Raw genomic sequence first — 13,614 nt, forward strand, 5'->3', positions numbered from 1 at the left:
TGCCGGCAATGGGTAAGCGCTGAAAAAGCCATTAAGCCTGTCTCTATTCAGGGAAAAAGCTGGCCAAAGCCAGAGCCACGCCCTCTTCATCGGAACTCGGACAAAGAAAATCCGCACAGGCTTGCACGTCAGCAACCGCGCTGCCCATCGCCACCCCCACTCCGGCCCTTTGCAAAAAGACCTTATCCGAACCTGCATCACCAAAGGCCATCACCTGATGGGAGGCTAACTGATAGTGGTCAAGCAAACGATCAAAGGCGAGATGCTTATCCGCCGCCTTGGGAATCACACTGGCAAAACGCCAATCGGGGTATGAAGGCAGCTTTGCGTAGGCAAAATGCAGCTCGGGAAAACGCGCTTCCAGCTGTGGCAGAAAATCACTTTCCCTGGCGTCTTCACCCAGCAAAACTTTGATCCAGGGCGATTCTCCGCTCTTTGTCGCTTCCGGCTCTGCCCTCAAAAGCAAAGTTTCAATCACTTCCCGCTCAGGTTCGCAACGCAGCTGACGACTGTGCTCCGCAGTGATATGAGGTGCACATTGATGCGCCACATCAAGAATAAAACGTTCACTGTCGTACAGTTCAAAATACAAACCCAGTTCCCGTGCCGCATAAAACAAATCTCGAGCATCATCATTCGCCAGACTGTGCCGGGTGAACGTCTTATCGCTACTGGGCTGATAGATCAAACCACCGGTATAAAACAAACCGGTATCGACCAAGCCCAACTGCTCAAATAAAAACCGACACGCAAACGGCGGCCTTCCGGAAGCAATAGCCAGTGACAGACCTCGCTCACGTAATCGCTTCAACTGTTGTTGCAGTACGTCACTGAACTGCCCTGAGCTGTCGAGCAAGGTGCCGTCTACATCAAAGAAAATCAGCTTTGTCTCTTTGGCCGTATCAGGCTCAATCACGGACAACGGTTTCGGGTTTTGCATGGCAAATTCAATGATCAAAATGAACAATCGGAAATGAGTAACGAGAGAAAGCGATTATAACTTGAAACCGCTTCAATAGAGACCGGCACGCCCAAGACTATAATCATTATTTATACTCGCCTATAATCACAAGCGCAAAACCGAGCATAATCCCAAGGCTGCAAAACGAGACTGTATAAAAAGTGGACAAACCCAGCGCCGATAATATCTTTAGCCTGCCCAGCGATGTTCTCCACGATGACGAACCCGATCGCAAGTTTATCAATGCCCTGGCCCGAGGCCTGGATGTACTGCGTGCCTTTCAACCCGGTGATGGCTTTCTGGGTAATCAAGATATTGCCAAGCGCACAGGCCTACCAAAATCCAGCGTCTCCCGTCTCACCTACACTCTGACAAAACTTGGCTATCTGGTCTATTCCGAACGATTGGAAAAATACCAGCTCGGCAGCGGTGTGCTGGCATTGGGTTATGCGTTTACTGCGAACCTCGCCATCCGCCAACTTGCCAAGCCCTTGATGCAGGAACTGGCGAATAATACCGGTACCGCCGTTGGCCTGGCTGATCGTGATCGCCTGAAAATGATTTACCTGGAATACTGCGCGCCGGCCAACGTAATGACTTTTCGTAATGAAGTTGGCGATCGGGTGCCACTGGCAAGTTCAGCATTGGGCAAAGCGTATCTCACGCTGCTCCCCCACAATGAACGTGAATATTTTTTGCACTACATTGAGAAGCGTAACCCCGACAACTGGCCGGTATTGCGCGATGGCATTATGGCCGCCATAGAGAGCTATCAGGAAAAGGGGTACTGCACCGGATTTGGCTCATGGGATAAAGACATCAATGGCGTTTCCGTGCCCCTGCTGGTCGGCAATCAAATCTACAGCTTCAATGCCGGTGGCCCGGCCTATCGTCTGTCAACAGAATTTCTGGAAAATGAAGTCGCACCACAGCTGAAGCGCATGGTGCGAAATGTTGAAGCGACCCTGATTCGCTACTGAGTTCATTAGCAGACAAGTTACACATTGAACCACACTTGCCCACCACACCCTCCAAGCAATACGCTCAATAGGTTTTACTGCCGCTCCCGGGGCGTTTGAAATCACCGGGATCATCCGCCCAGGCTGCGGCTTCTTGCGGGATTCTCGGCACCGCAGATTGACGACATAAAGCCACCAGATTTCCCTCGCTGTCCCACAACTCACCCTGCTCTTCCAGGATACCACCGTGGATTTTTCGCGTGTTGAACAAACAGGCAATATGCCCCGGCGCTGCCGGTTGTAATACTTGAACGGTCATATCTACAGTAGGAATCCAGCCAACCTTACCGCTTCGCATAGCAACTGCCCTTGGAAACGCATCCGCAAAAACAATCAGGTTCAGTGCATCATTCGGTCGATTATCTGCCATCGCGATCCACCCTCCATTGCTCATGCGGTCACTGCCACCGCCTGGCCAGTAGTCGGCACAATCTGGAAAAAAGCGAGCATCGACCCGGTCACGAAAACTGGCATTAGCGCCGGTCACCGGTACGCAATGATCAAGCTCAGCCAGACTTGGGCGTTCCCCCTGAAAATGGCTCACCCCCCGGGGCTTGTGCATGTCCGAATACACCACCGAAGCCTGGGCGCATACCTGACCACCCTGTTGCAACTCAATTGTGGTTTGGGCCAAACGGCCACCTTCGCGTAACACCCTGACCTCAATTTCGGCATCAGTGGGCTCGGCGGCCTGGATAAATTGAGTCGTTGAGGAAACGGGATCTGGATGATTCGGCAGAGACAGGCGGCCGGCTTTGGCCAGCAAAGCGGCCATATACCCGCCATTCGGCGCATTGCCAAACGACCAGCGATCACTGACGTTCAGGGAATAACGAAAAAGGCCCTCACCCTCCTCGATCAATTGCATATGGCTATCGCGATCAAGCTCAAATTGTGCCGGTGAGACATTCACCCCTGGTTTCTCCTTAGCGCTTGTTCCCAACTGAATTATTCGCTTCTCTTTCGAAGCTCTTTTTAATAACTCTTTTTTCTATTGCAGTCTCTTTGCAAGTCACTTTTAGCCAATTATTTAGCGCCTTTAAAAGCACTTTTTACAGCTTTGCCAGAGTTTTGCGTAGCTTGAGCTAACAAGGGGAACGGAATAATAAAAACCGGATCATAAAACAATGTTCCGCACAGTGGAACAAAAAACCAGACAGTGGTATAAAAACCCCGAGCTGTCCACCGAGCAATGAAAAGCTGGTCATTAAAGCAACAATAATTGATAAAGAGGCGACACTATGAGCAAGCTACAATCCGTAGCCGATGTACTCACCCTGGAAGATACCCTGGAATTTGAAAAGGTCCCTGTTGAGCAACGCTACCCTTGGAGCAATACCTACGACATCTTTCAGCAATCCTGTCGCGATTACGCCAGTGACAAGGTGATGGAATTTCTGCCGACAGGGGTGAAAGACGATATCGCCATCCCGGTTACTTACGAACAGCTTCTGGCTCGCCTTCACCAAACCGCCAATTTATTTCATGGGCTCGGCGTAAACAGCAAAGACGCCGTTTCCATTATGCTGCCCACTCTGCCCCATACTATCTACGCCATCTGGGGGGCACAGTGCGCTGGTATTGCAAGCCCACTGAACCCGCTGCTGGAACCTCGTCATATTTCAGAGATCATTGAAGTCACCGGCTCCAAGGTATTTGTCGCCATGGCACCTATGCCATCGGCCCCTCATCTGTGGGAAACCACCAAAGCGGTTCTGGAATTAAGCCCCCAGATTGAGCACCTGGTGTTGATTTCCCTACCGGGTATTACCGATTCCATACCCGATGGCCTAAACGTTACCGTCACCGATTTTAATCAGCAGCTGGAAGAGCAAAACCCGGCCAGTCTTGATAGCGGCCGTGAATTCAAGGGCGAAGATATTGCCTGTTATATGCACACGGGCGGTACCACTGGCCGTCCGAAAGTTGCTCAGATCAGCCAGGCCAATTTCGCCTTTATCGCCCAGTTTTATAAAGACCGAGTCAGCGATCGCCCTCGTGAAAATGTGTTTGCTGCTCTACCCATGTTCCATATTTATGGTTTGATGGTTTCGGGAATCGGCGCCATAGCGGCGGGACTGAACATTGTCATTATGACGCCAAGCGGCTTCCGCAACCCCAATGTGATCGAAAACTTCTGGCACCATATTGAACGCTTTCAATTCAGCGCTTTCCCTTGTGTGCCAACAATTTTGTCACTGATTTACGAAGTGCCCGTGGGCGATTGTGATATCAGTTGCCTGAATGAAGTTCTGAGCGGTGCAGCACCGCTGCCCATTCAACTGAAGAAAAATTTTGAAGAGCGTTTCGACTGCACCATTCTCAATGGCTACGGCATGACCGAAACCACCGTCATGCTCTCCGTAACCAGTTCAAAACAACCCCCACCGGCGGGCGCAACCGGTCTACGAATTCCCTACGCGGAGCGTATCATAGGCCATGTTGACGGCAATAAACTGGTGCGCCGTTGCGAGCCCGGAGAAGCCGGCGTGGTTCTCAGTCGCGGGCCAAATATTTTTGTTGGCTATATGGAAGACAGTGACAACGAAAAAGCCTGGGTGGATGGCTGGTTCAATACCGGTGATCTGGGCTATGAAGATGAACACGGCTTCCTCTATCTGACTGGGCGAGCCAAGGACCTGATTATTCGTGGCGGCCACAATATCGACCCCGTGATCATTGAAGACCCTCTGCTCAAGCACCCCAGCGTTGCTCAAGCCGTTGCGGTTGGCCAACCTGATGACTACGCCGGCGAACTGCCCGTGGTGTACATTACCGTACATCCCGGTGCTGAGTACGATGAAGAGGAATTGATGGCCTTCGCCGCCGATACCATCTCCGAACGCGCTGCCGTGCCCAAACGCATTACGGTATTGGATGAAATTCCATTGACCGCAGTGGGTAAAATCTTCAAGCCTGAGCTGCGCCGCATGGCCACTGAAACGGTGTTATTGGAGCGTTTGGCCGAGCTGGGTATCCAGGCCCGAGTGGAATGCATTCACGATACCGAGAAAGGATTGACCACCAGCATAGAGGTCGCGGAGGCTTCGCGTGTTAAAGAACTGGAGGAAGCCTTACAGGGCTTTGCCCTGAGCATCAGCATTCGATAGCCGTCCACCAGCGATCACCGGCTGTTTTGATTTGCAGGAAGTTTTTATTTGAGGAAAGACAGCTTGAAATACTATGACAGGCCAACGGCTTGTCATAAAATTATCACCCTGCGATTTATACACTGAGACAGGCCTGCGAGCCTGTTGATGCCGGGGTCCGAACCCGAGCTGTTCGAACCTTTAAGTCCGGGCCCTGCCCGGCACTCCACAGAATTAAATCCGTAAAGGCATGCCATTTTAGTTACACATAAAGTAAAATGGCGCGCTATACCCAAGAACCCCCAGCAGGAGTTTTTCATGTCCGTTACCCAATATGAAATTATCGATGGCATTGGCGTGATTCGTTTGAACAATCCGCCCGTCAATGCGCTGTCCCACGCCTTGCGCGATGGTATTTGTAAAGCCATTAAAAAAGCTCAAAAAGACGACAGCAAAGCGATCGTTATTCTTTGTGAAGGCCGTACGTTTATTGCCGGCGCGGACATCACCGAATTTGGCAAGCCACCGAAATCACCGTCCCTCAGCGATATGCTGAAGGTCATCGAGAGTTCCAACAAAATTGTTGTGGCCGCCGTTCACGGTACGGCCTTGGGCGGTGGCTTTGAAACCGCCCTCGCTTGTCACTACCGCGTTGCGCTGAGCAGTGCCAAGGTTGGTTTGCCCGAAGTGAAACTGGGGCTACTGCCCGGTGCCGGCGGAACCCAGCGCACGCCACGCCTCGCCGGTGTTGAAGCCGCTTTGGATATGATCACCAGCGGTAACCCTGTGGCCGCCAAGAAGGCTGAAAAAATGAACTTGGTCGACGTCGTGGTCGACGGCGACCTTGAGCTGGGCGCCATTGCTTACGCCAAATCCCTGGCCGAAGACAAAGCCCAGTTGAAGCGTGTTCGCGATATCGACATTCCGGCCAGCAAGGCCGGCCCCAAGGTTTTTGAAGCGGCTCGTACCAAAGCCGCCAAACGTTATCGTGGACAGCAAGCTCCCCAAAACATCATCCGCTGTGTAGAAGCTGCCGTGAATCAGGATATGGACAAAGGCCTGGCCACCGAGCGTGAGCTGTTTGTTGAACTGATGCAGGGTCCCCAATCTGCCGCTATGCGCCATATGTTTTTTGCCGAGCGCGAAGCCGCCAAGGTTTTAGGGCTGGCGAAAGATACCGCTCTGCGCGACATCAAGCGCGTCGGCATCATCGGTGCGGGTACCATGGGGGGTGGCATTGCCATGAACTTCGCCAATGTTGGTATTCCTGTGACCATGCTGGAAATCAATCAGGAAGGCCTGGATCGTGGTATGGCCATCATTGATAAGAACTACAGCATCACCGTCAGCAAAGGCAAAATGACCGAGGCACAAAAGGCTCAATGCCTGAGCGTGATCAGCGGCAGCACCAGCTACGACGATCTGGCGGATGTGGATTTGGTAATTGAAGCAGTATTTGAAAACGTCGACATCAAAAAAGAAGTCTTCCAGAAACTCGACCGGGTGTGTAAGCCGGGCGCCATTTTGGCCAGCAACACCTCCTATCAGGATATTGATGCCATCGCCAATGCGACCAAGCGTCCGGAAGATGTGATCGGCCTGCACTTTTTCAGCCCTGCTAACGTGATGAAGCTGTTAGAAGTGGTACGTGGTTCGGCGAGTGCTGATGATGTGATTGCCACCTCCATGAAGCTCGCGAAAAAAATTGGCAAGGTACCCGTTCTCGCCGGCAACTGCTATGGCTTTATCGGCAACCGCATGCTGCGCCCCTATGGCCGAGAAGCACAATTGTGCTTGATTGAAGGCGCCAGCCCTGAGCAAATCGACCGCGTCATGCAAAACTGGGGCATGGCAATGGGCCCACTGGCGGTAGGCGATCTGGCGGGTCTGGACATCGGTTACAAGGCTCGTCAGGCCTTAAGTGACGAAGAAAAAGGTGAACCTAAAACCTATTGCATCGCCGATGCGCTGGTGGAAATGGGCCGCCTGGGTCAGAAATCCGGTGCGGGTTACTACAAATACGATGCCAATACCCGTGCCCGCATCAACGACCCTGAAGTAATGAAAGTGGTTGAAGAGCAAGCTAAGGCACAGGGCATTGCGCGCCGCGACATCAGCGACGATGAAATTCTGGAACGTCTGACCTACGCATGGATTAACGAAGGTGCCAAAATTCTGGAAGAAGGCATTGCCCAGCGCCCAAGTGACATCGATGTGGTGTACTGCTTCGGCTACGGTTTCCCTGTGTATCGCGGTGGCCCAATGCATTACGCTGATCATATTGGCCTGGATAAAATCTACGCCCGCATCAGCGAGTTCGCCAAGCAACATGGTGAAAAGTACTGGGCACCCTCCAAGCTGCTGAAAGAGCTGGCTGAATCCGGTAAAACCTTTAAAGAGTGGGCGATAAAATAAGCCGCCAATTCAAGCACTGATCTAACACTCGCTCCAGCTCAAAGCCCTGTAAACTCAACACGGGGCTTTGAGCAATTCCCTTCCGTTTCCCTTTCCTCGATTTAACCGTTTACAAAGACATCCTTTGGGCTTTATTATCCTCAAACAAAAAGTTAGTCATAACTATAATTACTGCATTCAAACATAAATTCAGGATGTCCCCATGAAACTGAGCGGCAAAACCATTTTGATTGCCGGTGCCTCATCAGGCATTGGCCGAGCCTGTGCTATCGAGTTGAGCCGAAACAATAATCACCTGATTGTTTGCGCACGGCGCAAGGATAAGCTTGAAGACCTCGCTAAAGACATACACGCGAATGGTTCAACAGCCCAAGTCGAAGTTTGCGATGTATTGGATCAGGACAACGTGGAAGCCCTGCTAAAGCGTCTCCACGAGTCAGACAAACCATTGGATCTCGCCCTGCTGAATGTGGGTGATGGACCGGCGTTTAATATGAATAAGGTCAGCGTCACTGAGGTTCGTGACAATCTGGATATCAATTACCAAAGTCTGGTGAACTTTCTGATTCCATTAATTGCTCTGATGAAAAATCAGGGTCACGGGATAATTGCGCATACCAACTCCCTCGCCGGTTTTATCGGTTTGCCCATGCAAGGCCCCTACTCCGCCGCCAAAGCGGCCTGCCGACTCCTCATGGATAGTTGCCGAATTGAATTGGAACAACACGGTTTGAAATTTGTTTCCCTCTACCCGGGTTTTGTTGCGACAGAACGCGTTGCTGAAGATGGTATACCAGCACCCTTTGAAATTTCAGAGCAGGAAGCGGCACGCTATATGATTCGTGGTATTGAAAAAGAAAAAAATGACGTGCTGTTTCCGTTTGTTACCGCGAGCCTGGTTCGTCTGGCCAGAGTCTTGCCCAAACCTCTACTGGGGTATATTTTGAAAAAGTCTGTCCCGGAAGATTATTAACGAACCTCTTGTCCTGAATCAGAAAAACGCTTTCAATTTATGTTGCAGCCTGGGAATAAATTCTTCTTCGAACCAGGGTTGCTGTTTTAACCAACGGTTATTGCGCGGGCTCGGATGCGGCAACGGCACAATCGTGCTGCTGTCTAAGTCCACCTGTTTCACCAGATCGGTCAAACTGCCTTTGTGTTCCGGATAATGGTAGCGCTGAGCATACTGCCCGAGCAAAATGGTCAATTGAATATTAGGTAAACCTTCCATGAGAGGCTCTCGCCACTGCAAACATTCTTTACGCGGCGGCAAATCTCCACTTTTTCCTGTGCCGGGGTAACAAAAGCCCATGGGAACAATGGCCAATCGTTTGGGATCGTAAAATTCTTCTTCAGTGACATTCAACCACTGACGTAAACGCACACCGCTTGGATCATCAAAGGGCCGACCACTTTCATGCACTCGTCGGCCAGGTGCCTGCCCCACAATTAATAGCGTCGCGGAACTATCGTATTGCAAGACCGGTCTTGGTCCCAACGGCAAGTCCTTCTCACAGGTCCGACAGGCGCGTACTTTTTTCAGTAATGTACTACTGCTCGACATAATCACCCAATCCTTGCTCACTGACACAAAAGCCTCCTTTTAAAAACTTCGCTTTACACCAAGTAATTGGCAAGCTTTGCTCAGCTGAAAGCTTATATACTCGCTAATCACTATTAGCAAATGGATAATAATAAATACCATGACTGCCCAGGCCAATTCATCACAAACCCTTCAACAAGCCGTAGCAGGGCGAGACCTGCCCAGATTGTTTGACTACTGGAGGCAACGCTGCCCGGACAAACCCTTCCTGATTTGGGCCGATTTCGATGGGCAGGATCAGCAATGGAGCTATGAAGCCTTCTGTCAGCAAGGCGGTCGTCTCGCCAAAGGCCTAAACGAACGTGGTATCCAATCCGGTGACAAAGTCATTATCCATCTGGAAAACAGCCCGGAATTTCTGTTCAGTTGGTACGCCTGTGCCCTGCTTGGCGCAGTAGCCGTGACCACCAACACTCGCAGCGTTGCCAGTGATATTGAGTATTTCGTCACAAAGACCCGTGCTCGTGCCGTCATCACCCAGGAGAGTTTGATTAGCGGGTTTGATGGCTGTCGCGAGCAACTGCAGCTTATCAGCAGTATTGACCATCAAAACCATCAGCAAAACGATGGTGTCCTGGCATTCGAAGACCTTTACGCGGACGGTGAACAGGCGTTACCGGACACGGTTATGACCGAACAGGATCTTTCCATTCAATTTACCTCCGGCACCACATCTCGCCCTAAAGCAGTAGTCTGGACCCACGCTAATGCGATTTGGGGCGCCCAGTGCAACGCTCGAAACTTTGCCCTGCACCACGATGACATTTGCCAGGCATTCTTGCCGCTCTTCCACACCAATAATCAATCCTATTCCTTGCTGGGAACACTCTGGGTGGGTGGCAGCTATATCTTGCAGCCCCGTTTTTCAAAAACCCATTTCTGGCGCCCAGCTCTGGAGTACAAAGCCAGTTGGGCTTCCATGATTCCTTTCTGCCTGAAAGCCCTTGTGGAAGAAGCAGTGCCAGAACATCATTTTCGCTTCTGGACACCAGCCGTTGCCCTGCCCAGCATCGAAGAGCACTTCAAGATTAAAACCTTCGGTTTGTATGGCATGACCGAAACCATTACCCAGGCTATTACCGGGGATCTCAATCACCCGGGCCCGGAAATGTGCATCGGTCGCCCCTGCCACGGCTATGAGATCAGCGTACGCAATGAACAGGGGCAGGATATCAGCGCCGGTGAAACAGGTGATCTTTTTATCCGCGGCATTCCCGGCATCAACTTGTTCAAAGAATATCTGCATGATCCGGACGCTACGGCAAACAGCTATGTCGATGGCTGGTTTGAAACCGGTGATCGAATCCGCCTTGATCACGAAGGTCATTATTTCTTTGCTGATCGAGCCAAAGATATGCTTAAGGTCGGCGGTGAAAACGTTGCCGCTTCCGAGGTGGAAACCGTCATTATGGCCAGCGGTCTGGTGGATGAAGTCGCCGTTGTTGGCAAGCCCCACCCGATGCTTGATGAGGTTCCTGTCGCCTTTGTTATTCGCAGCCCGTTGATGGGTACCGAACTCAGTGAATCCGAATACCAGGCACAAATCATTCAGCATTGCCGTGGGCAACTGGCTGATTTCAAAGTCATTCAGGAACTGCATATTGTCGAGGGGTTGCCTCGTTCATTGTTGAACAAAATTGCCAAGAAAGAGCTGCGCGACCGTTTGATAGAAAGCAACTCATAAAAAAGCATGAACGGTTTGTCAGCCCCGGCAAACCGTTCACCCCTATTTGTAGCAGGCTGGCACATAAAGCAACATACCCATACATTAATTGGGATTATAATCGGAGCCAACATATTCAATGGAAGAAGCCCATTCCGGGCCTATCGATTACAGGAAATCGCCATGTTGTCTTTCCCGCGTCGTCTATTCAGCGTTCTCGCTCTCAGCACTCTGCTGACTTTTCAGGTTCACGCCGCAAACTCATCGGATGCGTCCACTGTCTATAGTAAGTTACCGCCGTTTAAATCCGGTTTATGGTGGTCCGATCAAGCCAGCGGACACGGTCTGGATCTGCAATTTATCGACGATATCGTCTTTGTGGTTATCTACACCTACGATGCCGAAGGCGAGCCCATTTGGTACACCGCTGAGGCGCCGTTAAACAACCATAAACTCGATACGCAGTTTATGCGTCACCGCTGGGACAACACAGATGATAAATATCTGGATTTTGTACGCGAAGGCCGACTGCAATTGGAAGTCCAAAATGCCTATCGCATCAAAGCGAGCATTGAACTCAACGGTGGCACACGAGAACTGGAGTTAACCCCCTTCGCCCAAAGCAATATTTCCGAAGACGAACCCAAAACCGGACTCTGGTACAACCCCGATAAGTCCGGTTACGGCTTTACCTACGTACAACAACAGCGTTGGAAGTTCGGCCTGTATTATTTTTATGACGAGGAAGGCAAACCGACTTGGTTATACGGTGCCAATGACGGCCACAAAGAGGAAATCAGTTTCCAACGTTTTCAAGGCTCTTGCTTGAGCTGCGAACAGAAAGCAAGCATCCGCAGCAGTGCGGGTAGCGCAACGTTTAGCTTTACAGGTGCTATGCAGGGTAACATTAATATTCAACTGAATGATGACAGCAGCCGTTGGGCATTGAAAGACAGCCCTATCCGCATGCTCACGCAACCTGAAAGTGCCCGCCCTTCATTTCATGCCTTGAGTCGTTTTGAGAGCGATACGGCACTCGCTGACTATCTGCGTCAGGGTTACACAAATCTGGGGCGTGAAATTAGTTACAGCTACGATTTTTCTCCAGCGCCAATTGGCCCCGCAGCAACGTCCAGTAGCAGTGTGATTTCAAGCACCAATGTGCAAGAGAAAGGTGTGGATGAAATTGATTATCTGAAAGCCGATCCACAATGTGCTTTTACCTACCCCAGTGAAGAAGATTTTACCATCAGCAGCTATGCCCTAGACAGTGATGGAAAAATCGGAGAACGCAAACAATTCACCAAGGACCCTCTGGTGTTTAGCGATACCATAACGGCCTCCAATAGCAGCAACGACCTAGGTTTGTACCTCACTGAACAACAACTCGCTTCCATAAACACAGCCTATGTCTCACACCATGAAGATGCCTGGGTACAAGATGAACTCTGGAGAAAAGGATACACCTTCGTCGATGTTCACCAAAGAGAAGCCTGTGAACTCAAGGAGTATCAGCGTATTACGCTTTCTGGAAACGCGATCAGCACACGTCGTATTGGAAAACATCTGTACATCATGTGGCGAGGTGTCCCGTCGCTAGATAGATCCCTTCTTGATCAACTGGCCGCCATTGAAATTGATAAACTGGTTCCTAAAATTCGAATCAATGATCAGGATTGGCAACCTGCCGTCGATCACAACAACAGCTACGTTCTGGCAGATCAGGAACTTCCGGCAACCAACTTTATGCTGTTAACTCGCATTAACCTAGAACAACCGGATGATGTCAAAACCATATCCGTTGCCGGTCAAACCGAAACAGTTTATGTCTCTACTAACGCGGCATACTTCGCAAGCAATGCCAACGGATATCGTATTGTTAACGATACTACCAACCATTTTTACAGCTATGCCTACAGCACTCAGATCCATAAAATCAACTTGGATGAAGAACTCAGCTATGCAGGCAGCGGCAGCGTAGACGGATATCTGGAAGGAAATTCTGAGGTATCTCCGTTTAGACTCAGCGAACGCAATGGCGACTTGGCAGTAGTCACCCGATACAGAGATCAAGGTCGAGCTGCCTATAAGCTTTCTATTCTGACCCCTTCCAAAAAACAGAAAGGCCTGTTGGTTTATCGTTCCTATATACCCAACAAAAAGCGCCCGGAGTACATAGGCAAACTCAATGAAAGCCTGGAAGCAACACGCTTTGTAGACGACAAAATGTATGCTGTTACCTTCCGCCGCATCGATCCACTGTATGTGGTGAACCTGAGTGATCATGATGATCCATACATTCAGGGCGTATTGGAAGTGCCGGGCTTTTCCTCCTACCTTCACCCCTTGCCCAACGATAAGCTTCTGGGCGTAGGTCAGGCAGCTGATGACCAAGGGCGTGACCTGGGTAATCAAGTCAGCCTATTTGACATCAGTAATCCCGAGGTTCCTGCCCTGATCAAGAACATTGTTATTGGTGCCGGAGGAAGCAACTCAGCGGTACAGCGCAGCCACCACGGCTTCAGTTATCTGCCAGGCGACAACGCACGCAACGCACGTTTTGCAATTCCAATGGTATTACAAAAGCGAGTGTCTACTGGTTCAGGAACTCAGATTGAATGGGATTCCAGTGGTCTCTATCAATTTGAATTTAACAGTGACTTCACCGATATGAATGTCACCCAGGATCTGACGACTCATAAATTTACGGGCAACTACCAGAACGACAACCAGGTCAAAAACGCCGCATTAAACGGCCGCTCCACCCTATTCGAAAACCAGCTAATCTACTACGAAGGTGGGCGACTCTGGGGAGCAAAATGGGGTGATAAGGTTCCTGACTATGTGCCCTCAGGAGACTAAAC

9 protein-coding genes are annotated in these 13,614 nt (G+C 50.6%); 6 read left to right on the plus strand and 3 right to left on the minus strand.

Translation table 11 applies throughout. The features are described 5' to 3' along the window. Positions 1-43 precede the first annotated feature (43 nt). Entirely contained in the window at positions 44-940 is an 897-nt protein-coding gene (locus G8768_RS10340) for an HAD family hydrolase (protein WP_166844812.1), read from the minus strand. A 182-nt stretch (positions 941-1,122) separates the two neighbouring features. On the opposite strand from G8768_RS10340, the gene G8768_RS10345 reads away from it, so the two are divergent. Further along, the gene (locus G8768_RS10345) at positions 1,123-1,941 is read left to right on the plus strand and encodes an IclR family transcriptional regulator (protein ID WP_341800996.1); all 819 of its coding nucleotides are present in this window, start codon (positions 1,123-1,125) and stop codon (positions 1,939-1,941) included. Positions 1,942-2,005: 64 nt separating this feature from the next. Here the strand turns inward: G8768_RS10345 and G8768_RS10350 are convergent, their stop codons facing one another. Next, positions 2,006-2,893: an acyl-CoA thioesterase domain-containing protein gene (locus tag G8768_RS10350; RefSeq protein WP_166844814.1), complete on the minus strand. Its 888-nt coding sequence runs from the start codon at positions 2,891-2,893 to the stop codon at positions 2,006-2,008. 328 nt (positions 2,894-3,221) lie between these two features. Here G8768_RS10350 and G8768_RS10355 point away from each other — a divergent pair, with 328 nt between their 5' ends. The 3 genes from G8768_RS10355 to G8768_RS10365 all read left to right on the plus strand — a co-directional run bounded on the left by G8768_RS10355 (position 3,222) and on the right by G8768_RS10365 (position 8,457). Continuing rightward, positions 3,222-5,090, plus strand: coding sequence for an acyl-CoA synthetase (locus G8768_RS10355; protein ID WP_166844817.1), 1,869 nt, complete (start codon positions 3,222-3,224; stop codon positions 5,088-5,090). Between the two features lie 297 nt (positions 5,091-5,387). Further along, a complete protein-coding gene (locus G8768_RS10360; protein WP_166844819.1) occupies positions 5,388-7,484 on the plus strand; it encodes a 3-hydroxyacyl-CoA dehydrogenase NAD-binding domain-containing protein in 2,097 nt (698 codons plus the stop codon). Positions 7,485-7,686: 202 nt separating this feature from the next. Beyond that, positions 7,687-8,457: an SDR family NAD(P)-dependent oxidoreductase gene (locus G8768_RS10365; protein ID WP_166844821.1), complete on the plus strand. Its 771-nt coding sequence runs from the start codon at positions 7,687-7,689 to the stop codon at positions 8,455-8,457. Between the two features lie 18 nt (positions 8,458-8,475). On the opposite strand, the gene G8768_RS10370 is transcribed toward G8768_RS10365, so the two are convergent. Continuing rightward, on the minus strand, positions 8,476-9,075 hold the full coding sequence (locus G8768_RS10370; protein ID WP_341800997.1) for a uracil-DNA glycosylase family protein: 600 nt from the start codon (positions 9,073-9,075) through the stop codon (positions 8,476-8,478). 112 nt (positions 9,076-9,187) lie between these two features. On the opposite strand from G8768_RS10370, the gene G8768_RS10375 reads away from it, so the two are divergent. Both G8768_RS10375 and G8768_RS10380 read left to right on the plus strand, forming a co-directional pair. Then, positions 9,188-10,771 carry an AMP-binding protein gene (locus G8768_RS10375; RefSeq protein ID WP_166844823.1) on the plus strand — a complete coding sequence of 528 codons (1,584 nt, stop codon included), beginning with the start codon at positions 9,188-9,190 and terminating at the stop codon, positions 10,769-10,771. A gap of 162 nt (positions 10,772-10,933) precedes the next feature. Beyond that, on the plus strand, positions 10,934-13,612 hold the full coding sequence (locus tag G8768_RS10380; RefSeq protein ID WP_166844825.1) for a beta-propeller domain-containing protein: 2,679 nt from the start codon (positions 10,934-10,936) through the stop codon (positions 13,610-13,612). Positions 13,613-13,614 lie beyond the last annotated feature (2 nt).

Source organism: Pseudoteredinibacter isoporae (assembly GCF_011602085.1).
Taxonomy (GTDB): Bacteria; Pseudomonadota; Gammaproteobacteria; order Pseudomonadales; family Cellvibrionaceae; genus Pseudoteredinibacter; species Pseudoteredinibacter isoporae.

Coding starts and splice junctions, on each gene's coding strand:
- G8768_RS10340 (WP_166844812.1), bottom strand. CDS start 940: ATGCAAAACCCGAAACCGTTGTCCGTGATTGAGCCTGATACGGCCAAA.
- G8768_RS10355 (WP_166844817.1), top strand. CDS start 3,222: ATGAGCAAGCTACAATCCGTAGCCGATGTACTCACCCTGGAAGATACC.
- G8768_RS10360 (WP_166844819.1), top strand. CDS start 5,388: ATGTCCGTTACCCAATATGAAATTATCGATGGCATTGGCGTGATTCGT.
- G8768_RS10365 (WP_166844821.1), top strand. CDS start 7,687: ATGAAACTGAGCGGCAAAACCATTTTGATTGCCGGTGCCTCATCAGGC.
- G8768_RS10375 (WP_166844823.1), top strand. CDS start 9,188: ATGACTGCCCAGGCCAATTCATCACAAACCCTTCAACAAGCCGTAGCA.
- G8768_RS10380 (WP_166844825.1), top strand. CDS start 10,934: ATGTTGTCTTTCCCGCGTCGTCTATTCAGCGTTCTCGCTCTCAGCACT.